This is a genomic window from Mesorhizobium sp. M0991 (genome assembly GCF_040318915.1).
In the GTDB taxonomy this organism is placed as follows: domain Bacteria; phylum Pseudomonadota; class Alphaproteobacteria; order Rhizobiales; family Rhizobiaceae; genus Mesorhizobium.
Genome location: NZ_JAMYNE010000024.1, coordinates 23,745 through 49,357 on the forward strand (window position 1 = coordinate 23,745; position 25,613 = coordinate 49,357).

At 61.1% G+C, this 25,613-nt stretch carries 23 protein-coding genes; 14 read left to right on the forward strand and 9 right to left on the reverse strand.

All coding sequences use genetic code 11. From position 1 onward, the window contains the following. Positions 1-72: 72 nt before the first annotated feature. Genes NKH70_RS26810 through NKH70_RS26820 form a run of 3 tightly spaced genes read left to right on the forward strand, consistent with a single transcriptional unit; the run spans position 73 to position 3,084 of the window. Complete coding sequence (locus NKH70_RS26810; RefSeq protein ID WP_353026534.1) at positions 73-1,182, forward strand: ABC transporter substrate-binding protein; 1,110 nt, start codon at positions 73-75, stop codon at positions 1,180-1,182. Then, the gene (locus NKH70_RS26815; RefSeq protein ID WP_352913549.1) at positions 1,172-2,251 is read left to right on the forward strand and encodes a FecCD family ABC transporter permease; all 1,080 of its coding nucleotides are present in this window, start codon (positions 1,172-1,174) and stop codon (positions 2,249-2,251) included. Before NKH70_RS26810 ends, NKH70_RS26815 begins: the two co-directional genes overlap by 11 nt. Continuing rightward, positions 2,245-3,084 (forward strand): ABC transporter ATP-binding protein, encoded by an 840-nt coding sequence (locus tag NKH70_RS26820; protein ID WP_352913552.1) that lies wholly within the window; start codon positions 2,245-2,247, stop codon positions 3,082-3,084. Before NKH70_RS26815 ends, NKH70_RS26820 begins: the two co-directional genes overlap by 7 nt. 89 nt (positions 3,085-3,173) lie before the next feature. Here the strand turns inward: NKH70_RS26820 and NKH70_RS26825 are convergent, their stop codons facing one another. Then, positions 3,174-4,052 (reverse strand): GNAT family N-acetyltransferase, encoded by an 879-nt coding sequence (locus tag NKH70_RS26825; RefSeq protein WP_352913554.1) that lies wholly within the window; start codon positions 4,050-4,052, stop codon positions 3,174-3,176. A gap of 242 nt (positions 4,053-4,294) precedes the next feature. Here NKH70_RS26825 and argE point away from each other — a divergent pair, with 242 nt between their 5' ends. From argE to NKH70_RS26850, 5 genes are all read left to right on the forward strand, one after another. Then, on the forward strand, positions 4,295-5,419 hold the full coding sequence (argE, locus tag NKH70_RS26830; protein WP_352913557.1) for an acetylornithine deacetylase: 1,125 nt from the start codon (positions 4,295-4,297) through the stop codon (positions 5,417-5,419). 16 nt (positions 5,420-5,435) lie between these two features. Next, entirely contained in the window at positions 5,436-6,359 is a 924-nt protein-coding gene (locus NKH70_RS26835) for a 2-hydroxyacid dehydrogenase (protein WP_352913559.1), read from the forward strand. Positions 6,360-6,373: 14 nt separating this feature from the next. Next, positions 6,374-6,730 (forward strand): cupin domain-containing protein, encoded by a 357-nt coding sequence (locus tag NKH70_RS26840; RefSeq protein WP_352464152.1) that lies wholly within the window; start codon positions 6,374-6,376, stop codon positions 6,728-6,730. A gap of 173 nt (positions 6,731-6,903) precedes the next feature. Continuing rightward, complete coding sequence (locus NKH70_RS26845) at positions 6,904-7,947, forward strand: tartrate dehydrogenase (RefSeq protein ID WP_352913562.1); 1,044 nt, start codon at positions 6,904-6,906, stop codon at positions 7,945-7,947. A gap of 18 nt (positions 7,948-7,965) precedes the next feature. Then, entirely contained in the window at positions 7,966-9,441 is a 1,476-nt protein-coding gene (locus NKH70_RS26850) for an NAD-dependent succinate-semialdehyde dehydrogenase (RefSeq protein ID WP_352913565.1), read from the forward strand. A gap of 151 nt (positions 9,442-9,592) precedes the next feature. Here the strand turns inward: NKH70_RS26850 and NKH70_RS26855 are convergent, their stop codons facing one another. Next, positions 9,593-10,282, reverse strand: a complete 690-nt coding sequence (locus NKH70_RS26855) for a haloacid dehalogenase type II (RefSeq protein ID WP_352913567.1) — start codon at positions 10,280-10,282, stop codon at positions 9,593-9,595. 424 nt (positions 10,283-10,706) lie between these two features. Between NKH70_RS26855 and NKH70_RS26860 the strand changes: the two genes are divergently transcribed. Then, the gene (locus NKH70_RS26860; RefSeq protein ID WP_352913569.1) at positions 10,707-12,083 is read left to right on the forward strand and encodes an aspartate aminotransferase family protein; all 1,377 of its coding nucleotides are present in this window, start codon (positions 10,707-10,709) and stop codon (positions 12,081-12,083) included. A gap of 731 nt (positions 12,084-12,814) precedes the next feature. On the opposite strand, the gene NKH70_RS26865 is transcribed toward NKH70_RS26860, so the two are convergent. From NKH70_RS26865 to NKH70_RS26890, 6 genes are all read right to left on the reverse strand, one after another. Further along, the gene (locus NKH70_RS26865; protein WP_353026538.1) at positions 12,815-13,147 is read right to left on the reverse strand and encodes a ribonuclease toxin HepT-like protein; all 333 of its coding nucleotides are present in this window, start codon (positions 13,145-13,147) and stop codon (positions 12,815-12,817) included. Further along, positions 13,084-13,407, reverse strand: a complete 324-nt coding sequence (locus tag NKH70_RS26870; protein ID WP_353026540.1) for a hypothetical protein — start codon at positions 13,405-13,407, stop codon at positions 13,084-13,086. Before NKH70_RS26870 ends, NKH70_RS26865 begins: the two co-directional genes overlap by 64 nt. Further along, positions 13,394-13,714 (reverse strand): nucleotidyltransferase domain-containing protein, encoded by a 321-nt coding sequence (locus tag NKH70_RS26875; RefSeq protein WP_353026542.1) that lies wholly within the window; start codon positions 13,712-13,714, stop codon positions 13,394-13,396. Before NKH70_RS26875 ends, NKH70_RS26870 begins: the two co-directional genes overlap by 14 nt. 307 nt (positions 13,715-14,021) lie before the next feature. After that, positions 14,022-14,498 (reverse strand): Lrp/AsnC family transcriptional regulator, encoded by a 477-nt coding sequence (locus NKH70_RS26880; protein ID WP_352492386.1) that lies wholly within the window; start codon positions 14,496-14,498, stop codon positions 14,022-14,024. Positions 14,499-14,508: 10 nt separating this feature from the next. Beyond that, positions 14,509-15,582 (reverse strand): tartrate dehydrogenase, encoded by a 1,074-nt coding sequence (locus tag NKH70_RS26885; RefSeq protein ID WP_352913576.1) that lies wholly within the window; start codon positions 15,580-15,582, stop codon positions 14,509-14,511. Between the two features lie 84 nt (positions 15,583-15,666). Next, entirely contained in the window at positions 15,667-16,992 is a 1,326-nt protein-coding gene (locus NKH70_RS26890) for an NAD(P)/FAD-dependent oxidoreductase (RefSeq protein ID WP_353026544.1), read from the reverse strand. Positions 16,993-17,761: 769 nt separating this feature from the next. On the opposite strand from NKH70_RS26890, the gene NKH70_RS26895 reads away from it, so the two are divergent. The 5 genes from NKH70_RS26895 (at position 17,762) to NKH70_RS26915 (ending at position 24,430) form a co-directional block, all read left to right on the forward strand. After that, a complete protein-coding gene (locus NKH70_RS26895) occupies positions 17,762-19,426 on the forward strand; it encodes an ABC transporter ATP-binding protein (RefSeq protein ID WP_352913580.1) in 1,665 nt (554 codons plus the stop codon). 23 nt (positions 19,427-19,449) lie between these two features. Further along, positions 19,450-21,120: a peptide ABC transporter substrate-binding protein gene (locus NKH70_RS26900; protein WP_352913583.1), complete on the forward strand. Its 1,671-nt coding sequence runs from the start codon at positions 19,450-19,452 to the stop codon at positions 21,118-21,120. An 84-nt stretch (positions 21,121-21,204) separates the two neighbouring features. Further along, a complete protein-coding gene (locus tag NKH70_RS26905; RefSeq protein WP_352913586.1) occupies positions 21,205-22,155 on the forward strand; it encodes an ABC transporter permease in 951 nt (316 codons plus the stop codon). A gap of 32 nt (positions 22,156-22,187) precedes the next feature. Continuing rightward, positions 22,188-23,066, forward strand: coding sequence for an ABC transporter permease (locus tag NKH70_RS26910; protein WP_352913589.1), 879 nt, complete (start codon positions 22,188-22,190; stop codon positions 23,064-23,066). 113 nt (positions 23,067-23,179) lie between these two features. Next, a complete protein-coding gene (locus NKH70_RS26915; protein ID WP_502908402.1) occupies positions 23,180-24,430 on the forward strand; it encodes an NAD(P)/FAD-dependent oxidoreductase in 1,251 nt (416 codons plus the stop codon). 200 nt (positions 24,431-24,630) lie between these two features. On the opposite strand, the gene NKH70_RS26920 is transcribed toward NKH70_RS26915, so the two are convergent. After that, positions 24,631-25,569 carry an ornithine cyclodeaminase family protein gene (locus NKH70_RS26920; RefSeq protein WP_352913593.1) on the reverse strand — a complete coding sequence of 313 codons (939 nt, stop codon included), beginning with the start codon at positions 25,567-25,569 and terminating at the stop codon, positions 24,631-24,633. Between the last annotated feature and the right edge of the window lie 44 nt (positions 25,570-25,613).

Genomic DNA, 25,613 nt, shown 5'->3' on the forward strand with positions numbered 1-25,613 from the left:
TATAAGCCACCCTCTGGCTAGTCCACTTCAAGAGAGGGCGCGATGAATTTCGGAAGGATCCCAGCAGGGACGATGGCGGCCGCTATCGTCGCCCTGTCGATGACGCTGGCCGCCAGGGCCGAAAGGGTTGCAGTGACTGACATCACGGGCCGCCAGGTCGAGGTGAACGTCCCGGTCGAGAAGGTAATCCTGGGTGAGGGCCGGCAGGTCTATCTCGTCGCGGCACTCGACACCGAGGATCCGTTCAAGCGCATCGCTGGCTGGCGCGAGGATTTCAGCCAAGCGGATCCGGACAATTACGCCGCCTATCTCGAAAAATTCCCCAGGATGGCGGAGATCCCAACTTTTGGCGGCTTCAAGGACGGTACTTTCGACGTCGAGCAGGCCGTCTCGCTCAAGCCCGACGTCATCCTGATGAATATCGAGTCGAAGCAGGCTACGGAAGACGGCAAGTATATCGAGAAGCTCGCCGCCGCCGGCATTCCGTTGGTCTATGTCGATTTCCGCGAGCGCCCCTTCACCAACACCGAACCCAGCATGCGCCTGTTCGGCAAGCTGTTCGGCAAGGAGGAGCGCGCCGAGGAATTCATCACCTGGCGCGCCGCCGAGATCGCGCGCGTTACCGATGTCATCGAGAAGGCCAAGCCGGAAAGGCCCAAGGTCCTCATCGAACGCGCCGGCGGCTATTCCGACGACTGCTGCATGAGCTTCGGCGACGACAATTTCGGCAAATTCGTCGAGATGGCAGGCGGCGACAACATCGCCAAGGACATCATCCCCGGCACGTTCGGCACGCTCAATCCCGAACAGATCATCGCATCCGACCCGGATCAGATCATCGTCACCGGCGGATGGTGGGAAGCCTATGTGCCGGGCGGTGCCTGGGTCGGCGTCGGGCCCGGCCGTGATCAGGCAGAGGCGCTGCGCAAGCTGAAGGCGCTGACCGAGCGGCCGGCGCTGACCGGCGTGAAGGCCGTCGAGGATGGCGCGGTGCATGCCATCTGGCATCAGTTCTACAACAGCCCCTATCAGTTCGTGGCCATCCAGCAGATGGCGAAGTGGCTTCATCCGGATCTTTTCGCCGATCTCGATCCCGAGGCGACCTTCAGGGAGTTGCACGAGAAATTCCTGCCCGTCGCATATAGGCCCGGCCACTGGGTCTCGCTGACCGATGTCGATTGAATCGACGGCCGTCAGCACCGCGCTCGACAGCACCGATGGACGAGGGCGTTACCGCGCTCTCGTCTGGCGGCGGCAGTTGATCCTTGCCGGCCTCGGCGCTGCCCTGCTCTTCAGCCTGTGCGTCGACCTTGCGGTCGGTCCCGCCCGCTACGGACTTGGCGAGGTCGTGCGGGCGCTTGTGTTTCCCGACACGGTGCCGCAGCAGGTGCGCGTGGTGCTCTGGGACATCCGCATGCCGGTGGCCCTGATGGCCATTGTCGTCGGGGCAGCGCTCGCCGTGGCCGGCGCGCAGATGCAGACCATCCTCAACAACCCGCTGGCGAGCCCCTTCACGCTCGGCATATCCGCCGCCGCGAGCTTCGGCGCCGCGCTTGCACTTGCCTTCGGCGTGAGGCTAGTCCCCGCCGCGGTAGAGTATGTTGTGCCGATCAACGCCTTCGTGATGGCGATGCTGGCGGCCTTCCTCATTCACGTGCTGAGCGTAAAGCGCGGCGTCAGCGCGGAGACCATCGTGCTGCTCGGCATCGCGCTGGTTTTCACCTTCAACGCGCTGCTCGCGCTCGTCCAGTTTTTCGCGTCGGCGGAAGCGCTGGCGGCGGTCGTCTTCTGGACAATGGGCAGCCTCACCAAGGCCACCTGGCCGAAGCTTGCAGTCACCACATTCATTCTCCTCGCAGTCTTACCCATTTTCGCCCGGCGCGCCTGGGCGCTGACGGCGTTGAGGCTCGGTGAGGACAAGGCGGCCAGCTTCGGCGTCAAGGTCGGTCGCCTGCGGCTCGAGACGCTCATCCTGGTGAGCCTCCTCGCCGCCGTTCCCGTCGCCTTCGTCGGCACCATAGGTTTTATCGGCCTCGTGGGCCCGCACATCGCGCGCATGGTCATCGGCGAGGACCAACGCTTCTTCCTGCCCGCCTCGGCCCTTGCGGGCGCGCTCATCCTGTCGGCTAGCTCGGTCGTCAGCAAGTCGCTTATCGCTGGGACGGTCTTCCCGATCGGCATCGTCACCTCGCTGATCGGCATCCCGTTCTTCATCTCGCTCATCCTGTCCAGCACGAGGCGCTCATGGTGACGATCCGGCTCGAGGCGCTCGGCGCGCGCTACGGCACGAGCCTCCGGCTTCGGGATGTGACGACGCCAGCGTTCGAGGGCGGAGACATCGTGGCCGTGATCGGTCCGAATGCCGCCGGGAAGTCGACGCTCTTCAGGCGCATCGCCGGCCTCCTGCACGGACCGGGAGCAATGCATGTCGAGGGGGCCATTCGCGGGAAGAGCGGCATCTGCTACATGCCACAGGAAACGTCCGCCAACGCGGTGCTCACCGTCTATGAGTCAGTGTTGCTCGCCCGTAAGCAGGGTATGGGCTGGTCTGTGAGCGACGATGATCTGGCTCGCATCGACGAGACACTGGCGGCGCTCGGCATCGCCGACATCGCTTTCCGCAACATTGGCGAGCTTTCCGGCGGCCAGCGGCAACTCGCCAGCCTGGCACAAACGCTGGTGCGCGAGCCGGAGATCCTGCTGATGGACGAACCGACATCAGCACTCGATCTGTCTCGGCAGGTGGAAGTGCTCGGCCTCATGCGGGAACTTGCTCTGGCGCGAGGCATGGTCGTGCTGATCGCCCTGCATGATCTCAATCACGCCCTGCGCTTCAGCGATCAGACAATGGTCATCGCGGACGGCCGGCTGGTCGCATGCGGGTCATCGCCGGCCGTCATCACATCCGATCTGCTGCGGGACATTTATCACCTCAACGCGCGCATCGAGCCGTGCTCGCGCGGCATCGGCCATGTCATCGTGGATGGCGTGGCGGATGCGCGTCGGACGGTCATAATGCCGGCAGCGGAAACCGAATCCGGGATTCGGAGCAGATTCGAAGCGGCAGCCGTTCCGGCCGCGTGACGGCAACCGCATTTTGCCGGTTGATCGACGCGCGCACTGATCGACCTGATCCTCTGACCGCTGGTTGAAGCGCGGCAGCGTGCCTGCATTCAGCTCAAGGCGTGGCCGGCCAATCCATAGACCCAAGGCCCATTGTCTTCCCGGTTCAGAAAGCGGCGCCCTTTGGACATGGTCGTAACGGTCTCGGCAATGCCGAGGCCGCACTGCTGGAGAAACGCGGCAAACACGCCATCCTTCTCGCGGGTGTCGACGCGGGCGAACCGTCCTGCCAGTTCCTTCAGATGCACGGCTGTGAGATGGACCGCATCAAGATCGTTGCGCGCGACCATGGGGCCGATCACGTGACCACGTCCGAACTCGCGACATATGGAATAGCCGACGATCTCGCCGCCGCGGCTCAAAGTGCAGATTGAGGCATCGGCCGCGAGCAACGCGAGCAGCCTCTCGCGGTTTGTCCCAAACGCGCGCGTATCCAGCGCCGTGATCTCCTTCAGCCTGTCGCTCGATAGCGCCTGCAATTGACCGTCCAGGGCCGGCATTGTTGGGAGCGTCTGTGGGACCTCCCCCTGGCGCATGTATACGATCGCCTCGGTCGTGAAGCCGAGTGAGACATAAAGAGGATAGGCAGCATGGGTAGCATTGAGTGCCAAGTTGCGATCGCCGCACTGCTCGAGCACCAAGTCCATGAGCCATCGGCCGCCTCCTTGCGCTTGCGTGCGGGGCGTTGTGATCACTACGCCGATGGTGGCGAAATCGTCCCCGTGAGGAAACCACATCGCGCTGCCGAAAACGCGTCCAATACCATCAACGGCAACAATGCCGCGGCCGGCACGGCGCAGAAAGTCCCAATCCTTCGGCCGATGAGGCCAGCGGACTGAGATCGACAGCGCGTGCAGTAGCTTGACGTCGACATCATCAATGTCCCGCGCGACCAGTTCGAAGGATTTCAGGCGTACTGATCTCTGCATCTCAGTCGATCCGCTCCTTCAACGAATGCGCAAGGCACGCGGTGTTGATCCTGTCATCGATCACCATATCGCGACATGCCCCTTTTGCCGCAGCATTACACGGGAAAGCCAGCAGGTTTCGCTGGTTCGAGGTGCTTTTTCGCAATCTTTGGCCAAAGCACGACGCGATTCGGCAGGGAACACTGCTGCCTACGGATAGGCTGGTTGCACCCGGTGATAGTGTGCAAGCAGATCGGACCGCCATGAACGTTGAAGAAATCCTCGCGACGCTGATTGGATTTCCCTCTGTTGTGGGCACCCCAAACGGCGCGATCGTCGATTGGATCCGCGACTACTGTCAGGCAGCCGGAGCCGAGGTGACGGTTCTACCCGGTCCCGAGGGCGACCGGTCCAACCTTTTCCTCACGATCGGCCCGTGCCAGGGTCGGGGCTACATCATCTCCGGACATATGGATGTCGTCCCGGCCGGCGAGCCGGAATGGAGCTCGGACCCGTTCGTCCTGCGCCGCGAGGGCGGCAGGCTATACGGCCGCGGCACCACCGACATGAAGGGCTTCCTCGCCTGCGCATTGGCCGCACTCCCAGGACTTGCGGCGATGACCCTGCGGCAGCCAGTTCATCTCGCATTCTCCTACGACGAAGAGGCGGGGTGCCGTGGTGTGCCGCATCTCCTAGCCGCGTTGCCGAGCTTATGCGAGAGGCCGCTTGGCGCGATTGTCGGCGAGCCGAGCCGGATGCAGCCTGTGCGCGCGCACACGGGGAAGGCCGCCGCGCGGCTCGAGGTGATCGGGCGATCAGGCCATTCCTCACGCCCCGATCTCGGACTCAATGCCGTGCATGCCATGGCCGGCGTCATCACGCACGCCGTGGCCTACGGCCGATCCCTCGCCGACGGGCCGCTCGATCAAAATTTCGAGCCCCCATATTCTTCCTTGCAGGTGGGCGTCATCGCCGGTGGGCAGGCGGTCAACATCATCCCTGGCCACTGCACTGCCGATATCGAGGCGCGCGCCGTGCCCGGCGTTTCTCCAGCCTCCCTGCTTGAGCCGGTCAAGGCCCGGCTTTTCGCCCTGCGAGACAGCGGCTTCGATGTGGCGTGGCACGAGTTGAGCACCTATCCCGCCCTTGCGCCCGCCAACGGGAGCGAGCTAGCGGCCGTTCTGACGGAGCTGACGGGGCAGGAGCCGCTGACAGCCGTGAGTTACGGCACGGAGGCCGGACTTTATCAGCAGGCCGGCATCGATGCGGTCGTTTGCGGACCCGGCGACATCGGCCGTGCCCATCGTCCCGACGAATATATCGAGATTGGTGAACTCGCCGCTTGCCGGAAGATGATCGAGGGGCTCGGCGCGCGTCTTGCGGCCTGAAGGAAGGGCGGTCACCATGGCGTTTCTTTTCAATTCCGATGCGGCGCGTGCTGCGGTCTTCCGCGAGATCTTTGCGCGCCAGCTCCCGGATCTGGAATTCTTCCATTCCGGGGACGAGATGGAGCCGGAGAAGGTGCGCTATCTCATCACCTGGACGGTGCCGGACGAGATCGCGCGCTACCGCAATCTGGAAGTGCTGTTTTCGATCGGCGCGGGCGTTGACCAATTCAAGCAGGACGTGGTGCCAAGCCATGTGAAGCTTGTGCGCATGGTCGAGGACGGCATCATACGCATGATGCAGGAATACGTCGCGCTCGGCGTGTTGGCGCTCCACCGGGAGATGCCCGCCTATCTCGAGCAGCAGAAAAGATGCCTCTGGCAACCGATTGCCGCTCGACAGGCGGCCGAACGCCGGGTTGGCTTCCTCGGCCTTGGCATGCTGGCCCGCGCAGCTATCGAGCGCTTGGAACCGTTCCAGTTTCCGGTTGCCGGGTGGAGCCGCAGCGAAAGGCGCATAGAGGGCGTCGCCTGTTTTCACGGCACGGACCAACTCGCGGGCTTTCTGAAGCAAACGGATATTCTTGTCTGCCTGCTCCCGCTCACGGAACAAACGCACGGCATGCTCGATGCAGAGTTCTTCGACTTACTGCCCGTCGGGGCGCAGCTGCTGCATGTCGGCAGGGGTCCGCAACTGGACCAGGCCGCGCTGATCGACGCGCTCGACACCGGTCACGTATCTGCGGCGATGCTTGATGTCACCGATCCAGAACCGCTCCCGCAAGACCATCCGCTGTGGTCGCATCCGAAGGTGATGATAACGCCGCACATCGCCTCGGTGACGCAACCGCATACGGCGGCACAATCCGTCGTGGACAATATCCGGCGCCACCGCGCCGGAGAAGAATTGATCGGCCTCGTCGATCGGACACTCGGCTACTAACCAGGAAACATCACATGTCACTTCTGATCACGATCGACACAGTTCCAGACTTCGCGCCGAAGGAGGCATTACCGGCTCCGGAGCGGCTCATTTCGGGCAATCCATCCTTCAAGACCTGGGCGCAGGATGCCTCGAAAGGTGAGAAGGTTCTGACCGGCGTCTGGGAGGCGACGCCCGGCGAGACGCATTCGATCAAGGGCACTATCTACGAGTTCTGCCACATCGTTTCGGGTCTCGTCGAAATCGAGGAGAGGGGCGGTGAGACCAAGACCTACCGCGCCGGCGACAGTTTCGTAATGAAGCCCGGTTTCGTCGGCGTCTGGCGCACGATCGAGACCGTGCGCAAGATCTACGTCTGCGTTTATGATTGAGTTCAGTGCTCAAGGTCGGGCCGAATAGCGCGCGCGGCCGTTCCAGAACAATCGGCTTTCCAGGTTCCGCCTGACGCGATTCGACGCCGTCGGGCGGCTCATCCACGACGGAAAATGCGGCCGGCGGTCCATTATTGTTCCGATGACGCTAGTGCGAATGAGGACCCCCATCAATGAAGACCTACAAGATAGCGCTTATCCCCGGCGACGGCATCGGCAAGGACGTGACGCAGGCGGCATGGCAGGTGCTGCAGGCGGCGGCTAAGCGGGGCGGTTTCGCCCTTGATGACACAAGATTCCCGTGGTCGTGCGCCTACTATCTGGAGACCGGTGCAATGATGCCGTCAGACGGCATCGAGACACTTCGAAAATTCGATGCGATCTATCTCGGCGCCGTCGGCTGGTCCGCGGAAGTGCCCGACTCTGTATCGCTTCACGGACTGCTCCTGCCGATCCGGAAAGGGTTCACGCAGTACGCCAACATACGACCGCACCGGCTGTTGCCGGGCGTTCAGGGGCCCCTCCGCTCCGATGGTTTCGATATCCTGTGCATCCGCGAGAATACGGAAGGCGAATATTCCGGCGCCGGTGGGCGGGTTCATTCCGGCACGGCCGATGAGGTCGCGGTCGAGACTGCGATCTTCACGCGTACGGGTGTCGAACGGATCATCCGTTTCGGTTTCGAACAGGCGCGGTCGCGTCGCAAGCAGCTCGCATCTGTCACCAAATCCAACGCGCAGAAACACTCCATGGTTTTCTGGGATGAGGTCACGCGCGAGTTGGCGAAAGACTATGCCGATGTGGAGGTCTCGCAGTACCACATCGACGCCATTGCCGCCCGCATGGTCCTGGCGCCGGAAAGCCTCGACGTAATCGTCGCATCGAACCTTTTCGGCGACATCCTCACGGATATTGGAGCGGCCATTCAGGGCGGGCTGGGTTACGCCGCCTCCGCCAATATCAATCCCGATCGCAGCGCGCCTTCCATGTTCGAGCCGGTCCATGGTTCGGCGCCCGACATCGCGCATCTCGGCGTCGCCAATCCGATCGCAGCGATCTGGTCCGGTGCGATGATGCTCGAGCACCTGGGCGAGAGGCAGGCTGCGGCAGAAGTGATGTCGGCAATCGAGTCCGCAACCGCGCGGGGGATTGGCACGATCGCGGGCAAGGACAGGACTGAAACAATCACGCAGGCCGTGCTGGCACGATTGAGCTGAAAGAGCAGAGGAAAGACCATGAATGCGATGACGAAGATTGGTATGTTCAACGATTCCGACCTTTTCCGCCAGCAGGCGCTGATTGGCGGTGTCTGGTGGGATGGCGAAACGAAGGGCGTGGTCGATGTCATTGACCCTGCCAGCCAAAGTGTTCTCGGCACCGTTCCCGAAATGGGGGAGAACGAGACGAGAGCCGCAATCGACGCTGCGGCCGAGGCGTTCAAAGGCTGGAAGAAAAGGACCCATGCCGAGCGTGCAGGATTTCTGGAGCGCTGGCACGACCTCATCCGTCAGCACGAACAGGATCTTGCGCTCCTGCTGACGCTGGAACAAGGCAAGCCGCTTGCCGAGGCGTTGGCGGAAATCCGCTACGGCGCATCTTTTGTGAAATGGTTTGCGGAGGAGGCGCGCCGGATCGGTGGCTCGACCATTCCGTCACCCACGGCCGATCGCCGCATTCTGGTGCTGAAAGAACCCGTCGGGGTCTGCGCCATCATCACGCCGTGGAATTTCCCCAACGCGATGATCACGCGCAAAGTAGCACCGGCGCTGGCCGCAGGTTGTACGGTTGTCATCAAGCCGTCGGAATTTACGCCATTCTCGGCGCTGGCGCTCGGCGTTCTGGCGGAACGGGCAGGTATCCCTGCCGGCGTGATCAACATTGTGACCGGTATGCCCATCGAAATCGGCAACGAACTGATGGCCAACGAGACGGTGCGCAAGATCTCGTTCACCGGTTCGACCCGCGTCGGTGCGCTGCTCATGCGCGGCGCGGCCGATAGCATCAAGCGGCTGAGCCTGGAGCTTGGCGGCAACGCGCCCTTTATCGTCTTTGACGACGCCGATCTGGATAAGGCAGTTGAAGGGGTGATCGCATCCAAGTTCCGCAATGGTGGTCAAACCTGCGTTTGCGCGAACCGGATTCTCGTGCAGGAAGGCGTTTACGATGCTTTCGCCGAAAAGCTGAGCCAGCGTGTCGCGCGGATGAAGGTTGGCGCAGGGACCGACGAGGGCACTGAGATCGGGCCGATGATCAACGCCGCCGCGATCGATAAGATCGAGCGTCACATCGCGGATGCACAGGCGAAAGGTGCGCGGGTCATCGCCCAAAGCGAGACGGTGCCGGAGGGCAAGCAATATGCACGGCCGGTCGTGCTGGGAGAGGCTACCACCGAGATGCTCCTGGCATCGGAAGAGACGTTCGGTCCGGTGGCGCCGCTCTTTCGCTTCGAGACGGAGGAAGAGGCCATCGCGATCGCAAACGGTACGCCGTTCGGCCTTGCCGCCTACTTCTACACCGACAACCTCAAGCGGTCATGGCGTGTTGCTGAGGCGCTGGAGTTCGGTATGGTCGGGCTCAACACAGGCATGATCTCGACCGAGGTTGCGCCTTTCGGCGGTGTCAAGCAGTCAGGAGTGGGGCGCGAAGGATCGCAGCTCGGCATCGAGGAATATCTCGAGGTCAAGACGCTTCATGTTGGCGGGCTTAATTAGTTATCTTGCAAGCAGGTGGAAATACTTGCAGCGCCTAGAGCGTTGGAACAACAAGAAAGGGGCGGTGAAAACCGCCCCTTCTCTATTGCGACCAGTGATTATTAACGTTTGGGAGCGCCTCGGTCTGGCGACTGCGCCAGCAAACAGACGTTCAGGCGAATTCCCGAACAGGCTCCAGTCCGACGGCGCCGGCCAGACCGCCGATATCCTTGATCTCGGTATATTCGTAGAAGGGGTTCGCAGGCTCGTGGCCGCGGTTCACCCAGACCTTGCTCTTGATACCGAGATCATAGGCGGTCATGAGATCATAGCGAAATGAGGACGACACGTGCGTAATGTCCTCCGGGCCGCAGCCGAGCTTCTCGAACATATATTCGAAGCCCTTCATCAAAGGCTTGTAGGCGCCGGTCTCCTCGGCCGTGATGACCATGTGGAACGGTACGCCGAGCTTCTCCACGTTTGACATGATCAGGCTCTTCATGGAGTTCGACAGGATCACCAGTGGGATTTCCCTGGCGACCTTGGCCAGGCCCGCCGGCACATCCGGGTGCGGGCCCCATGTCGGCACTTCCGCATAGATGCGCTGGGCATCCTCGGGCCGGAATGCGACGCCGTTGCGCTTGCAGGTCCGTTCCACGGAATTGTGCACGACCTCGACATAGGGCTTCCAGGCGCCAAGAACCTCATCGAGGCGATAGGCCGAGAAATCCTTGATGAACTGCGCCATTCCAGCTGGGGAGAGCTGCGCGCCGTAAACGCGTCTCGCCGCGCCGGCCATGTCGAAGTTGGTCAGTGTACCGTAGCAGTCGAAGGTGATGTATTTCGGTCTGAACTGGGTCATGGGCGTCGATCCTTCCTGTCGGCACTGCGTGCCTTTAACAGCAAGGATCATAATGAGAACCGGAGAAGACTAGTCGCCGCATTCGATGCGCCCTGAAGCAGATTGTTTTGTATTGCGTGAGAGCTTTGGCAGAGAGTTGCGCCTGAGTTCGTTTCGAGCTTCGGCGGGAGCGCGATCTTTCAGCCGTGCGTCGGCATAAGATGCGGCGCCAGCGACAAAGGAAAGTCAAAACGCCTATCGCTCAGGTTCTGGTCGGGAGGAACTGCTGTCCGCGGCAGCCTACCTTGGGCCCAGGAGAATTCAGGCCCGGAATGAACCATGACCGCGCAGCAGATCACGCTGGAAAACGACCTGAAGGACGAAACCACACCACACCGGACTTATGCTCTCGCCAGTCAGGCACTACACTGAATCGGAGGAAGAAATGCTGGCAAACTCGCTGATCGAACTCGATCGCGCACATCTGGTTCACCCGTTTTCATGCTATCGGAGCCACGAGGAGACGGGCGTGCGGGTGCTCAAATCCGCCAAGGGCGCAACAGTGACCGATGCAAGCGGGAAAACCCTGCTGGACGGATTCGCCGGTCTATGGTGTGTAAACATCGGATACGGCCAGGAAAGCGTCGTTGAAGCAGCAGCAAAGCAGCTAAGAGAGCTTCCCTATGCGACGGGATATTTCGGGCTGGGATCCGAGCCTGCCATTCGCCTTGCTGCCAGGCTTGCCGAACTGGCGCCCGGCGATTTGAACCATGTGTATTTCACGCTTGGCGGCTCCGACGCAGTCGACAGTACGATCCGCTTCATTCGCTATTACTACCATGCCAAGGGTACGCCGCAAAAAGACCAGTTCATCTCGGTCGAGTATGGCTACCATGGATCCTCGACGGCAGGGTCAGGTCTGACCGCGATCCCGGCTTTCCATGCGGGTTTCGGCGTGCCTTACGACTGGCAGCACAAAATTCCCTCGCACTACGCCTATCGCAATCCGGTCGGTTCCGACCCGCAGGCGATCATCGATGCATCGGTCGCGGCCCTGCGGGCCAAAATCGCAGTACTCGGCGCGGGCCGCGTTGCGGCTTTCTACGCCGAACCCATCCAGGGTTCGGGTGGTGTCCTCGTTCCACCGACAGGTTGGCTGAAGGCTCTGCACGCCGTATGCAAGGAACACGACATTCTGTTCGTCGCCGACGAAGTTATCACTGCCTTTGGCCGTACCGGCCCGCTCTTCGCCTGCGAGGAAGACGAGGTCGTGCCGGATTTCATGACCACGGCGAAGGGTCTGACCTCGGGCTACGTGCCGATGGGCGCCGTCTTCATGTCGGACCACGTATACAATACGATCGCGGACGGAGCCGGCAAAGCGGCTGTCGGCCATGGCTATACTTATTCGGCCCATCCCGTCAGCGCGGCGGTCGGGCTCGAATGCCTGCGTCTCTATGAAGATGGCTTGCTCGAGAATGGGCGGAAGGTGGGGAAGCGCTTGATGGAAGGCCTTCGCTCGTTCGCCGACCACCCGCTGGTTGGCGATATTCGCGGTCGCGGCATGCTGGCAGCAATCGAGTTGGTCACCGACAAGGCACGCAAGACGCCGCTGCCGGCGGCGGCCGATCCGGGGCGCCGCATCTTCGAACGCGCGTGGGTGAACGGCCTTGTCATCCGTGCCTTCAACAGCGGCATCCTCGGCTATGCGCCGCCGCTCTGCTGCACAGACGACGATATTGATGGAATCCTCGAACGCACGCGGATGACGCTGGATCAAACCCTCGAAGACAAGGACGTACGGTCAGCGATGAAGGGATGATCATTGCCATCGCCGAACCGACCTCGGTCAATCCAGAAGACATCTAGCGGGCATCGCATCGACCAGGGCGAAACTCACACAGTCCGGGTCTTTCGGATGTTTCCGGCCTAAGTGTCAGGCTAGACGCTTCGTTCTCCCGAAGCAAATCCCGAGGTGCTGCGCCAACAAGACCGACTTGGCAACCGTCCGCGCTCGGCCCGGGAAATCTTCTGTATACCAACGGCTCCGAGAGCGACATTCAATGCCAGGTGATCCGGCGCAAGATTTCCGGCGAAACCCGCTTACAGGCAGGACGCGCCTGTCGTGATACCTTACTGGGCCTAATGAAACTTGCCAAAAACTCCGGCTCTCCTTTTGGGACTATCTGCGATCGGCTCGGCGTGAGGCTTTACGTCCAATACTTGCCAAACCTCGTCAGCGGCGGCTGCGCATCCCACTGATCGACTTTGCCCCTGTTATTCATGGCACAGCAAAGATGATGGTCCGGCGATTTTTTTCCACGAATCGTCGACCTCGCATCGGCCATTCTGAAGCTCAGCGAGGTCGATCGTGACTCGTTGCACGGCGAGTTCGGGTCTCTTCGGCCTGGAGCCCGCCATTGAGACAATTCCCGCCCGCTCAAGGGCCGCCAAGGAGCGGATACGTTCGGCTGCGGGGGCGCCGCCAACCTGCACAGTTCCGTGATGCTTTGCGGTCGATACCGATGGATCAGCGCCACCAGCCGACAATTCTCAGGGGTCAACGCCCACAGAATCTCTTCCGGCGCACACGACTGAGCCATTGGGTTCAGGGACCACCAGATGCCCCGCCTCCTGAGCCGTCGCCGCCGCCATCACTGTCATGCGTGTTTCCTGAGTAAGAGTGCTTTCCAAGTAAACAATGGCCTTGACGAAAGACGGAAATGCCTCTTTCACCCTGTCGAGGTTTTCCTGCACCTTGTCTGTTTTCAGGTCAAAGCCGTAGCGATGCCTCACCAACTGACGGAATCCCTTCAACTCACTCAGGGACTGATAAAGCTCGGGGTCGAGCACAGCCGGGCGGATGCCTGCAATTTCCGCCGACATCTGATCGAGCACATCCTGGCGCATCGTAGGCCTTGGGGAACGAGGCCGTCTATGTCGTTGGACAGGCTGAGCAGGATGTCCTCGATGCCGTTGTAGACATTGTGGACTGCCAGCGAAACAGCTGCGACCGCTCCCCATTCGCCCAGTGACATCTCACTCCCATGAGCCGACAGATATTCCTCGATTTGCTGCAGTTCCTTCGCACCGCGGGCGATTTTTGGCGACAGTTTTGCGAATGCCGGATGCTTAAACGCTGTCATCAAGCAATTCCTGCACTCGTTCGGACGAAACGTCTGAGGCAAAGATCAGGTCATAGGGAATGTTCGTTCCCCGAAGCTGGTCTGCGACCAAGCGCCCTACCATGGCCCGGTGCGCGGGATCAGTGCTTCCGTGAACCAGCAGATCTACGTCGGAGTGGACGCGGAAACGGTCTTTCGCGAGGGATCCGACAATGGAGATATCGACACCGCGGGCTTTGGCGTTCCGGAGAATGCGCGATACACAGGCTTGCGCGGTCTTCCGGCGATCGTCAGCTCTTCGGCGGATCAAAGCGTCGATCTTGTTCATCTTTTTCGCCTGTTGCCTTTGGTCCAACTGTGACCCGAGGCTAGACTGTCGCAACTCTGCGAGCATCTGTGCGTGCAGACTTATCATCGCATGATATATATATTTAATCATTTGACGAGGATAAGGCGACAACAGGCGTTCGCTGGAAGTGTCCAGATGCAGTCGAAGTTTTAGGCTAAGCACCGTTCAGACGAGTGACAATGACGGCCTCCCCTGAAACGTGACATCGATTCGACAAATGCCGCGCGCGACAAGATGGAGCGTGGCACGAGCGCACGCGCTTGAGAATCGAGCCGGAGCTGCGTTCTCATCTGTCGAAAATGATGTCGAGAGGCAAATGGGATTTCACGATCGGTGACTTCAGCACGACGAAGCTGAAATATTTGTCGATTCCGATATCCAATTCGATCATGCGCTCCATGATCGTCTGATACTCGCTTATGCCCGCTGTGACAAACTTCACAAGATAGTCGTAGCCGCCTGAAACCAGATGGCATTCGATGACAGAATCGACTTTCTGAATTGCGGTGAGAAATCTCGCGAAGTCGTTCTGTTGATGGTGCTTGAGCGTGACTTCGGTGAAGATCGTTAGAGTCTGTCCGAGCTTGGACACGTCGATCTGGGCGGAATAGCCGGTGATGAAGCCTTCGGCCTGAAGCTTCTTCACCCGCATCAGGCAAGGGCTCGGCGAAAGGTTGACCAGATCGGCAAGCTCGACATTGGTGACCCGCCCGTTCTTTTGCAATTGGGATAAGATCTTGATGTCGATCTTGTCGAGCTTCATTGGAAACCTGTCACACGTTCGAACCGCGGATCGTCCGGCAGACGGCGTCCGTCACTTCCTGCGTGGTCGCTGTCCCTCCCACGTCGGGCGTTAGCACGCCTTCACTCGTCACCGTTTCCACAGCGCTCATCAACCGGACGGCCGCTGCGCTCTCGTCCAGATGTTCGAGCATCTGGGCAGCGGTCCAGAAGGTGGCGACCGGGTTGGCAATACCCTTGCCGGCGATGTCGAATGCCGAGCCGTGAATTGGCTCGAACATCGAGGGATAGCGCCGCTCGGGATCAATGTTGGCGGTCGGTGCAACGCCGAGACTGCCCGCGAGCGCGCCTGCAAGGTCCGACAATATGTCGGCGTGAAGATTGGTGGCGACGATCGTATCGAGGCTCCGAGGTTTCAACGTCATACGCACTGTCATAGCATCGACTAGCATCTTGTCCCACGCGACGTCCGGGAATTCCCGCGCCACCTCGGCTGCGATTTCGTCCCACATTACCATGCCGTGACGCTGCGCGTTGGATTTCGTAACAACTGTCAGGAGCTTTCGCGGCCGTGACTGCGCCAGCCGGAATGCATAGCGCATGATGCGGGTGACGCCGACGCGCGTGAAGATCGCGACCTCGGTTCCGACCTCCTCGGGGAGGCCGCGATGGGCGCGGCCGCCGTGGCCCGAATACTCGCCCTCGGAATTCTCACGCACGATCACCCAATCCAGATCGCCAGGGCCAACGCCCGCCAGCGGCGAAACAATCCCGGGCAATATCCTGGTCGGCCGCACATTCGCGTACTGATCAAAGCCTTGGCAGATCGGCAGCCGGAGGCCCCAGAGCGTGATGTCGTCAGGCAGATCGGGGGCGCCTACCGCGCCAAAGAAGATGGCGTCGAAGCGCTTCAGTTGCGCCACCCCATCTTCGGGCATCATCCGACCATGGGCCTTGTAATAGTCTGAGCCCCAGTCGAAGTGCTGGACGCGCAGCTTGAAGTCGCCGCAGCGCTGCTGCAGCGCCTCAAGCGCCTGGAGACCTGCGGCAATCACCTCTGGGCCGATCCCGTCGGCAGGAATGGCGGCAATCTCATATTCGCGCATCGTCACTTCCCTGTTTTTTGGTGCTGGCCGCCTCGTGGCCTCAATCTCGTGCGCGACCGATTGTACCTTGGCAAGACGGTCTTCTCAGAATTCAGCGACCTTGCCCCACGCAGCGGTCTTCAGACGCTCGGGCCTATAAGGACGCGGATCGACAATAGGCTCGCTGCCTGTGATGATGTCGGCGATCATATGCCCCGCGCCGGGGCCAATCCCGAAGCCGTGACCACTGAATCCCGCCGCCAGGATGAAGCCCGGAATCCCCTCCACTTCACCGACTGCGGGAATGCCATCGGGTGTACTGTCGATATAACCCGCCCAGACATCGGAGATCGCGACGCGGTGGAGTTCGGGGATCAATTCGCAGGCTCTTCGATATGTCAGCCGAATCTGTCCAATGTCGGGCTTCGGGTCGAGAATCCGGTTCCGTTCCATTGGCGTGATGCCGTCGAGGGTCCATTTGCGCAGGCTTTCATGGCCTTGACGCCAGCCCTCGAAGGCGCCCGGGGCGAGATTGCGCCAGCGGCGGGCGAACATAGGTACAAACTCGCGGCTGAACCTGAACTGCTGCGGCGTTGGATCGACACGCGCCCGCCCGCTGATCGCCAGCGCGTATCCACCGTTGCTGCGCCGCGTCAGAGAGACGCGCGTGGTATGCAGGGCATCCGGCAGGCTGTTTGCGCCGGGTGCCACGGCCAGAATGGACGAACGCACGGCAGCTTGCGGGAAACGCACACCAAGCTGGTTGCAGAAGGAAGAAGCCCACGCGCCCCCGGCCATGACCACGGTCTTTGTCTGGATGGTGCCCGCTTCGGTCACCACAGCGCTCACCCGGCCGGCGCTCAACTCCAGCCCGCGCGCCGCGCAATGCTGATGTAGGGTGCCGCCCGCCGCCATGATGCCGCGCGCGGCAACCGGCACTGCCTTGGAAGGGTCCGCCGTTCCGTCAGTTGGCGAGAACACGCCACCTTTCCATTTGCGGCCCGTCGCTTTGCCCCGTTCTGTGGCTTCTTCCGCACTCAGCATGTGCGTGGTGACCCCGACCGTTCTCGCAAAATCGCGCCACTTTGCCCAGCCCGCCAGCTCATTTTCGTCTTGTGAGAGATAGAGGAGCCCGCAGCGGTGAAAGCCGGTGTCTTGGCCGGTCTCCTGTGCTACCTTCTCCCAGAGGTCGAGGCTCTTGGTCGCCATCGGCAGCTCACGCGCATCGCGGTTCTGCTGACGGCACCAGCCCCAGTTGCGGCTGGACTGCTCGGCAGCGATACGCCCCTTCTCGACCAGGGCGACTTTGAGGCCGCGGCGCGCCAGATAGTATGCGCTGAACACGCCCACCACGCCGCCGCCGATGACGACGACGTCCGCCTCGCGAGAGAGGGAAGGGCTGCAGTCGATGTGCATGAGCGGCGCGGACATGGATGGACTCCGGTAATTTGAAGCATCCTAACCTGCCGCCTGCAGAGGCAGTCTGCGGAGTTTGTGCCTGGACGGAATATCCTGCGTTTAGCAGCCCTCAGGACAGGCAATTATTGTGCGAAAGCTCGCTGCGCGAGGCAAGCGGGGGTACACTTCATGCAGTCGCGTGATCTTCGGCATGGGCAATTCGGCACACGGCGCAGTCATCGACCTTGATCGGCAGCGCCAACATTGCGATGGGCCGTACGGTCACCAATCCGCTCGGCGGCATGGCCTGCACACGGTGCCGATGTACACCGGAAAGCCTTGGTCCTATCCCTCATGGGCGCGTATTGCCGGATGAAGGATATGGTTGCCTGATCCCGGTTTCCGCGCCGAAACGGGAACAGAGTGAAATGCCGAACTGGATGTTCTTTTCAGAAGTTCCTGCCGCGCGAGGGCCAAGTTTCGAAGACTCTGCGGAAACGGAACAGTCAAACTGGCTGGAAGAACGGAGCAACCCTTATGGAAGGCAGGCTCCAGAGGACATCCGATAGGCAGGGCTTGCCCCTTCGGAGAGTTCTCCAAGAAGGGGAACAGAGTCCGGTACACGGACCGGATTTCACAAGGGAGCCGCCAGGATGAGCAGAACCCGTCTCTCGCAGCCTCAGCGCGCGAAGCGCCGAGAAGGCCAGACTACGGCCGCTACGGTGAGGCGCTTCAGCTCAAAGGGCGATGAAGCGGTCCGCAACAGGGTGGACGCGCTCGGTTGAAAGGGGAGGTGATCTCGATGGTCGCAAGCATCCAGGCTGTAGCCCCCCACGATGTGGCGCTTTCGGTGCGCGACCTCACGGTGAATTTGCCGCAAGGCATGGAACGGACCCATGCTGTCAAGAACATTTCCTTCGATCTGAAACGCGGCCAGATCCTCTGCATCATAGGCGAGTCCGGATCGGGTAAGTCGGTCACGGCGAACGCGATCATGGGGCTTCTGCCAAAGGTGATCCGCCTCTCATCGGGTGTCATCCAGCTGGAGGGGATGAACATCATCGGCATGTCGCCAGACAAGCTGCGCAATCTGCGTGGACGGGTCGTGTCGATGATCTTTCAGGACCCGCTCTCTGCGCTCAATCCCCTGATGACGGTGGGCGCGCAGATTGACGAGGTCATGGCCGCGCATGGCTTCGGCACGCCACAAACCTGTCGCAACCGCGCCATCGAGCTGCTCACTGAAGTAGGCCTGCCAGATCCCGAACTCATGTATCACCAGTACCCTTTCCGGCTTTCGGGCGGGCAGCGGCAGCGCGTCATGATCGCCATGGCCTTGGCGCTCGAGCCGACGGTGCTGATTGCGGATGAACCAACCACCGCGCTCGACGTCACCACCCAAGCTCAGATCCTGCAACTGATCCGTGACATTCAGCGGCGCAAGGGCATGAGCGTGATGTTCATCACCCACGATTTCGGCGTGGTGGCCGAGATCGCCGACAGCGTCGTTGTGATGGAAAAGGGCCATGTCGTCGAACAGGGCAGCGCCGAGCAGGTGTTGAAGTCGCCCAAGCACCCTTATACCCAGCGCCTGATTGCAGCCGTACCGCATTTGACCGGCGAAGATCGCCCTCGTCCGGAGGCTGCCAGCAAGGAGCCGATCCTGAAGGTCGAGGGTCTGGTGAAGACCTATCGCGGCGGCAGCGCGCTATTCGGCGCGCAACGAGTTGTGACAGCGGTCAACGAGGTTTCGTTCGAACTGGCGCCCGGCCGCACGCTGGGGGTCGTAGGCGAGAGCGGTTCAGGAAAATCGTCGCTGGGTCGGCTGCTGATCAAGCTGCTGGACAGTGACGGCGGCGGGATCTTGTTCGAGGGATGTGACATAGCCAAGCTTTCCGAAGCGAAGTTCCGCCCGCTTCGACCCCAGATCCAGATGATCTTCCAGGATCCCTTCGCTTCTCTGAACCCACGCTCGACGGTCGGTCACATCATGACGGTAGGCCCGATGGCGCACGGGATGCCTTATGTCCAAGCGCGCGATGAAGCGCGTGCGCTTCTGGCCCATGTCGGTCTCGATGCCGGCGCTTTTGGCCGCTACCCGCACGAGTTCTCGGGTGGGCAACGCCAGCGCATCGGCATCGCTCGTGCGCTGATGTTCAAGCCGAAGCTGTTGATTGCCGACGAGGCGGTCTCCGCACTCGACGTGTCGATCCAGGCGCAGATCCTGCAGCTTCTGGACCAGATCCAGCGCGAGACCGGCGTGTCGATGGTCTTCATCACGCACGACCTGCGCGTCGCCAGCCAGATCTGCGACGAAATCGCTGTGATGCAGAAGGGCCGGATCGTCGAGCGCGGGCCGCCCTCGCAAATATTCCTGAACCCGCAAGCAGCCTACACGCGCCAACTGGTAGCGGCAATTCCAGGAGAGCGGCCGGGCAATGCCCGTCCAGTAGCAGCAAACGCATAACAGATAACAAGAGAGGAACTACCATGACCAAAAATTCATCGACTACGTCCAACTACTCGAGGCGCGAAGCGCTGCGACTGATGGCGCTAGGTGGGGCTGCAGGCATCATCGCGCCCAATCTGTTGGGCAAGCCCGCCTTCGCCAAGACCCCTCCTGCCGGCCCGGCCGGTCGCGTCGTCGTCGGCCTCTCCCAAGAGCCGACCGTGTTCAATCCGCTGATGGCGCATATCGAAGTCGATGACGCGGTTCATTTCTCGGTTTTCGATGCGTTGGTCCGCATGGATCCCCAAGGTGGCCTACATCCAAACCTCGCAGCCGAGGTGCCAAGCCAGAAGAACGGCGGCATTTCGGAGGACGGTCTCAACTGGCGCATCCGGTTGCGCGACAATGCCCGCTGGCACGACGGTGAGCCCTTCACGGCCGAGGACGTGAAATTCACTCTTGAACTCATCACGAACCCGAAGTTTCGCGCTTGGCGCACGAGCGGCCATTCGCTCGTGCAGGACATCACAGTGGTTTCGCCCACAGAGATCACATGGCGGATGAAGGAGGCTTTTGCGCCCTATCTTTCGTTCTTGGCCGAAACCTTCATTGTGCCCAAGCACATTCTGGAGAAAGAGGCCGATCCGAATACAGCCGCGTTCAACCAGGCGCCGGTCGGCACCGGCGCATTCAAATGGAGCCAGCGCGTCGCGGGCGATCATATCGAGCTCGTCGCCAATCCTGAGTACGCCGGCGAAGGTCCCTATGTCGAGCAGCTCATCTTCAAATACATCCCCGACATGACGGTGCTCTACACGCAGTTCAAGAGCGGCGACGTGGACCTGGTCGATCAGTCGTTCATCACCGCCGACCATTATACTGAAGCCCGCGAACTACCAGACCGCGTGGTGACACTGGAGACAGGGGCATCGCTGGAGTCGATCTACCTCAATTTGGGCCGCCCGCAGTTCAAGGAGTTGGCAGTGCGCCAGGCGCTCTACGCCGCGTTGGACAGGAAGGCGATTGTCGACACGATCTATTACGGCGTGGGCACCCTCACCGAGACCTTCATGCCGAAGGAGTCCTACTACTACGACCCGAACTTGCCGGTTCAGGAGTTCAATCTGGACCGGGCGCGCCAAATCCTTGATGAGGCCGGCTGGGCGCCGGGGCCGGATGGAATCCGCGCCAAGGATGGGGTGCGACTGTCCTTCTCCAACTCAACAACTTCTGGCAACAACCTCCGCGAGCAGACGCAGCAGTTCCTGCAGCAGACGTTTGCCGAGATCGGCGTCGAGATGACGATCTCGAATTTGCCGGCTGCAGTCATGTGGGGCGAGTTCTGGCTGAAGTCGCAATTCGACACCGCCATGGTGGGCGTCACCTATCTGATTGCCGCGGACCCCGACGCCACAAACCGGCTCCATACGAAGGCAATCGCCGCTCAAGGCGGACACGGTTCGAACACCGGGCAATATTCCAACCCTGAGGTCGATGCCCTGCTCGAAAAGGGCGCTCGCAGCTTCGATCCGGAAGAACGGCGCGGGATCTATAATCGCGTGCAGGAAGTGGTGCGCCACGATCTGCCCTTCCTGCCGCTGTTCGCGTACACAATCGTCCTCGGGCGCAAGAAAGGGTTAGACGGCTTCGAACCTAACGCCAACACCCGCACCGCGTCGTGGAATGCCGCGGCCTGGCAGTGGAAGGCCTAATCTACGCAGTTGCCGCCGCCCCGCCCGATTCCGCCGCGGCGGCGGCAACAGACTAAAATGGTCAACCCACAACGGAGGACTCGAATGCGCGGCTTCCTGCTCAATCGCCTCTCGCAGAGCCTGGTGCTGCTTGTGATCATTTCGATCATCGGCTTCGGCATTCTGAACCTCCTTCCCGGCGGCCCGCTGGCGCAATTTGGGCTCGATCCCGGAATGACCCAGCAGGATATCGAGCGTCTCAAGGGGCTGCTGGGCCTCGATCGGCCTATATGGATCCAATATCTGGACTGGGCATGGCGGCTGGTGCGTGGCGACTGGGGTCACTCCTTCCGCGACGGAGCGCCGGTATTGGAGGTCATTGGCAGCCATCTCTTCGCCACGCTGCTGCTGATGGGGTCCTCAACCGCGATTGCGATCTCCATTGGCGCCTGGATCGGAATCCGCGGCGCCACGCACCGCTACTCGCTGTTCGACTATCTCGCAACTGTCGGGGCCATGGTCGCGTTGTCGGTCCCTACCTTCTGGTTCGGACTCGTCGGCATCTACGTCTTTTCCCTGAAGTTGGGTTGGCTGCCCGCGGGTAATATGTCCGAGATCGGCGATGGCTCGATCCTGGGCTACCTCCACCATCTGATCCTGCCAAGTATCGTGCTGTCGCTGGTCCATGTCGCGATCTGGAGCCGCTACATGCGGACGGCGACTCTCGACGCCATTAGCCAGGACTTCGTCAAGACGGCCCGGGCCAAGGGGTTGAGTGAACGCCGGATTCTGATGAAGCATGTCGTCGGCAACGCACTTTTGCCGATGATTACCTTGGCCGGGATGCAGCTTCCCAGCGTCCTCACTGGCGCGCTCGTGACCGAAACCGTCTTTACCTGGCCAGGAATGGGACGGTTGTTCCTCGATAGCCTTGGTTACAGCGACTATCCGGTTGTGATGGGGCTGCTGATGTTCTCCGCCATCCTCGTTCTGCTTGGAAACCTGATCGCCGACATTGTCGTCGCTATTGTCGATCCGCGCATTCGCCTGGCTTGAGCGCGCAACTTCCCCGACAGGAGACAGCCGATATGACCGCTCTCACCGCAAATGCAGCTCCAAGCCGATGGAGAAACAACCGCGCGGCACTTCGTTTCATGCGGCATCGCTTGGCGCTGCTCGGGTTGGCGATGATCATCTTCCTGAGCCTCGCTTGCGTCCTCGGCCCCCATCTCCTGCCTTATAACTCACTGTTCATCGATCTGCGGGCCCGCTTTGCCCCCCCGCTGACGGGCTACCACTTTCTAGGTACCGATCCGCTTGGCCGCGACGTGGCGGCAAGGCTTTTGATGGCGGGACGAATCTCGCTGCTGGTCGGTTTCTTTGCCATGGTTTTGTCGACGCTCATCGGCACCCTGGTCGGCGTAATTGCCGGCTATCGCGGTGGCTGGGTCGGGGCCACGCTGATGCGCATGGTCGATGGATTCCTGTCATTCCCATCGATCTTTCTGCTGCTGGCGCTGGCTGCCGCACTGAAGCCCAGTCCCGTGATGATCACCGTCATTATCGCTCTCACCAGTTGGATGGAGGTTGCCCGCATCGTCGAAGCGGAAGTCCGCTCGTTACGCGAACGCGAGTTCGTCCTGGCCGGGCGAATGCTGGGATTGAGCGGCACCCACATCATGTTCCGCGAGATACTGCCCAACGCCATGGGGCCGATTATCGTCGCTTCCACCTTGACGGTCGCGCGCGCCATTCTCATGGAAGCCTACATCAGTTTCCTCGGCTACGGGATCCAGCCGCCACTGCCCAGTTGGGGCAACATGCTCAATGGCGCCCAGCAATATCTGGGCAGCGCACCTTGGCTTGCCATCATTCCCGGGGCTGCAATCACCATCGCGGTAACCAGTTTCAATTTCATCGGTGACGGGCTGCGAGACGCGCTGGATGTCCGGGATGACCATATTTGAATACTGCGTCTGATCGCTTTCTTAATCCCTGGAAATCAAGAGAAGTCAGCCACGTGCAAGAGCCTCACATCGCCGACAAGAACACGCCCTACTGGTGGGAAGCGGCGCCCGTCATGCCGCTGCCGCGGCAACCAGTCGCAAAGACGCTTGACGTGGCAATCGTCGGCGCCGGTTATGCCGGTCTTTCGGCCGGGCTTGTGCTGGCGCGCGAAGGACGCTCGGTCGCAGCTTTTGATGCGATGAATCCGGGCGAGGGTGCTTCCACCCGCAACGGCGGGATTACGAGCGGGAGCATCCGGCCGGACTATGCCACGATCACCCGGCGCTTCGGGGAAGAGAAGGCCATGGCGATCGAGGCCGAGGGCAAGGTCGCACGCGAATTCCTCTACGACTTCATCAAGACCGAAGGGCTCGACTGCGACTTCCGACTGGTTGGCCAATTCAAAGGCGCTCTCGGATATGAACAGTATGAGAAGATGGCGCGCGGCGCCGAGACGCTGGCGAAGAAACTGGGGATCGAGTCCTACGCGGTTCCGCATGCCGAGCAGCGAAATTATATCGGCACCGACTTCTACCGCGGCGGAACCGTTCGGATGGACATTGGCGGGCTGCACCCCGCAAAATTCCATGCTGAGCTCCTGCGGGTGGCGCTCGCATCCGGGTTGACGGTCCATTCGCATACAGTGGTCAAGTCGATCGAGAGGAATGGTTCGGGGTTCCGCGTCGCGACTTCGGCAGGGACGGTGGATGCACGGCAGGTTCTGGTCTGTACCAACGGCTATACCGACGGCGCCGCTCCCTTCCTGCGCCGCCGCCTGGTTCCGGTCCGCAGCCGGATCATTGTCACCGAAGAACTTGCGCCTAATGTCATGGCGCGACTAATGCCGAAGCTGATGACGATCACCGAGAACCGGCAACTCGGTTTCTATTATCGCCCCTCGCCCGACGGAAAACGTATCCTGCTGGGGGGCCGTGACAGTTCTCGCGTCGGCGATCCCGCAGCGCCGAAACTTCTCCTACGCAAGGGACTGGTGAACCTTTTCCCGGAGTTGGAGAACGTGCGCCTTTCGCATTGCTGGTTCGGCAACGTGGCGATGAACCGAGACATGCTGCCCCGCATCTTCGAGAAGGACGGTGTGGTCTATGCCTCCGGCTTCTGCGGTTCGGGCGTGGTCTGGGCGCCATGGATTGGCATGCGTGCGGCCCACAAGTTGATGGGGCATGGCGAGCAGTCGCGCACTGCGTTCGACTTTCGACCGCCTTCGGCCGTCCCGCTCTATCGTGGCAATCCATGGTTCATGCCGGCGATTATCCAGGGCTATCGGATACAGGACCGTATCGCCTTCTGGCGCGCCAGCCGCTGATCGCCGGAAATATCAGGACATTCTCCAGGTTGGATTCGGCCTGGATTATAGCTCCCTGCCGTGGCTGGAAGAAACGCATTGCTGAACTACGACACGCAGCGATCCCGATCGCAAGCGGTTTTGCGACACCTTGTTGCCGGAGAGCACTCCAGTAGTATCGAAAAATCCGTCGGGGCTGGGGCCTGTCGGTGCGAAGCTGATCAGCGGTGGGACGCCTTTGCGCGGATCAGCGCGTCGGCCATGTAGAGGTCCTGCAGGGAGATGCCGGAACTGTCGAAGACCGTGATCTCATTGTCGAAGCGGCGTCCGGGCACACGCTTTTCAATGACGTCGCCGATTGGTGTTACCGCAAGCATGCCGGCGTCGATCTCGTCGCGCAAATGTTGGAACTCGCCGATCTGGACCGACTGGGAAAGCAGATCACAAAACAGACGTGCCTTGGGAAATAATTCGCTCGGCAATTCGCGCTTACCCGGAGCATCCGACCCCATGCTGACGATATGCGTTCCGGGTCCCACCCAAGCGGCATCGAACAGCGGTTCGCGTGAGGGTGTCGCCGTCACCACGATGTCGGCCGCGCGCACGGCTTCTTCCGGCAAGGCAGCGCGCGCCTTCAGTCCCCTTTCGCCGATCTGATCGACAAAAGCGTCGCGCCGCGGCGAAGGCCGGGCCACAACCAGCACGGTTTCGATTGGGCGGATGCGTGCCAGCGCCATCACTTCGAAGCTCGCCTGGTTGCCCGCACCGAAGATCGCCAGAACCTTGGCTTGCTTGCGCGCAAGAAGATCAGCCGCAACCGCGTCGGCTGCGGCCGTCCTGTAGGCGTTCACCTTTCCGGCCTCGATTACGGCGCGGAGCCGTCCTGTATGCTGATCGAGCAGGACGATGGTCGAGTTGTGGCGGGGAAGGCCACGTGCCGGGTTGCCCGACCAGAAGGAGCCAATTTTCACTCCGGTCAGGTCGTCCGACGAACCGGATTTGATTGAGAAGGTATTGGTCGCCTCCTGTGTGCGCCCGAGAACAGCGGGAAAGACCCAGCTCTGCCGCGATGCTGCCGCCACGAGAGCCTCGCGCGCCGCCTCGAAGGCAAGTTCATGCGTGACGAGGGCGGCTGACTCCTCTTCGCTGATGTAGATCATCAAAAATTCCTTCTGAGCATCATGCGTTTTATCGCTGGGGAGTG

Bases quoted from the DNA above. Each gene is read 5' to 3' on its own strand.
- NKH70_RS26890 (WP_353026544.1), bottom strand. From the start codon at position 16,992: ATGTCCGCGCCGCTCATGCACATCGACTGCAGCCCTTCCCTCTCTCGC.
- NKH70_RS26855 (WP_352913567.1), bottom strand. From the start codon at position 10,282: ATGACCCAGTTCAGACCGAAATACATCACCTTCGACTGCTACGGTACA.
- NKH70_RS26850 (WP_352913565.1), top strand. From the start codon at position 7,966: ATGAATGCGATGACGAAGATTGGTATGTTCAACGATTCCGACCTTTTC.
- NKH70_RS26900 (WP_352913583.1), top strand. From the start codon at position 19,450: ATGACCAAAAATTCATCGACTACGTCCAACTACTCGAGGCGCGAAGCG.
- NKH70_RS26810 (WP_353026534.1), top strand. From the start codon at position 73: ATGGCGGCCGCTATCGTCGCCCTGTCGATGACGCTGGCCGCCAGGGCC.
- NKH70_RS26820 (WP_352913552.1), top strand. From the start codon at position 2,245: ATGGTGACGATCCGGCTCGAGGCGCTCGGCGCGCGCTACGGCACGAGC.
- NKH70_RS26815 (WP_352913549.1), top strand. From the start codon at position 1,172: ATGTCGATTGAATCGACGGCCGTCAGCACCGCGCTCGACAGCACCGAT.
- NKH70_RS26885 (WP_352913576.1), bottom strand. From the start codon at position 15,582: ATGCGCGAATATGAGATTGCCGCCATTCCTGCCGACGGGATCGGCCCA.
- NKH70_RS26835 (WP_352913559.1), top strand. From the start codon at position 5,436: ATGGCGTTTCTTTTCAATTCCGATGCGGCGCGTGCTGCGGTCTTCCGC.
- NKH70_RS26895 (WP_352913580.1), top strand. From the start codon at position 17,762: ATGGTCGCAAGCATCCAGGCTGTAGCCCCCCACGATGTGGCGCTTTCG.
- NKH70_RS26840 (WP_352464152.1), top strand. From the start codon at position 6,374: ATGTCACTTCTGATCACGATCGACACAGTTCCAGACTTCGCGCCGAAG.
- argE (WP_352913557.1), top strand. From the start codon at position 4,295: ATGAACGTTGAAGAAATCCTCGCGACGCTGATTGGATTTCCCTCTGTT.
- NKH70_RS26870 (WP_353026540.1), bottom strand. From the start codon at position 13,407: ATGACAGCGTTTAAGCATCCGGCATTCGCAAAACTGTCGCCAAAAATC.
- NKH70_RS26910 (WP_352913589.1), top strand. From the start codon at position 22,188: ATGACCGCTCTCACCGCAAATGCAGCTCCAAGCCGATGGAGAAACAAC.
- NKH70_RS26915 (WP_502908402.1), top strand. From the start codon at position 23,180: ATGCCGCTGCCGCGGCAACCAGTCGCAAAGACGCTTGACGTGGCAATC.
- NKH70_RS26825 (WP_352913554.1), bottom strand. From the start codon at position 4,052: ATGCAGAGATCAGTACGCCTGAAATCCTTCGAACTGGTCGCGCGGGAC.
- NKH70_RS26865 (WP_353026538.1), bottom strand. From the start codon at position 13,147: ATGTCGGCGGAAATTGCAGGCATCCGCCCGGCTGTGCTCGACCCCGAG.
- NKH70_RS26905 (WP_352913586.1), top strand. From the start codon at position 21,205: ATGCGCGGCTTCCTGCTCAATCGCCTCTCGCAGAGCCTGGTGCTGCTT.
- NKH70_RS26860 (WP_352913569.1), top strand. From the start codon at position 10,707: ATGCTGGCAAACTCGCTGATCGAACTCGATCGCGCACATCTGGTTCAC.
- NKH70_RS26880 (WP_352492386.1), bottom strand. From the start codon at position 14,498: ATGAAGCTCGACAAGATCGACATCAAGATCTTATCCCAATTGCAAAAG.
- NKH70_RS26845 (WP_352913562.1), top strand. From the start codon at position 6,904: ATGAAGACCTACAAGATAGCGCTTATCCCCGGCGACGGCATCGGCAAG.
- NKH70_RS26920 (WP_352913593.1), bottom strand. From the start codon at position 25,569: ATGATCTACATCAGCGAAGAGGAGTCAGCCGCCCTCGTCACGCATGAA.
- NKH70_RS26875 (WP_353026542.1), bottom strand. From the start codon at position 13,714: ATGAACAAGATCGACGCTTTGATCCGCCGAAGAGCTGACGATCGCCGG.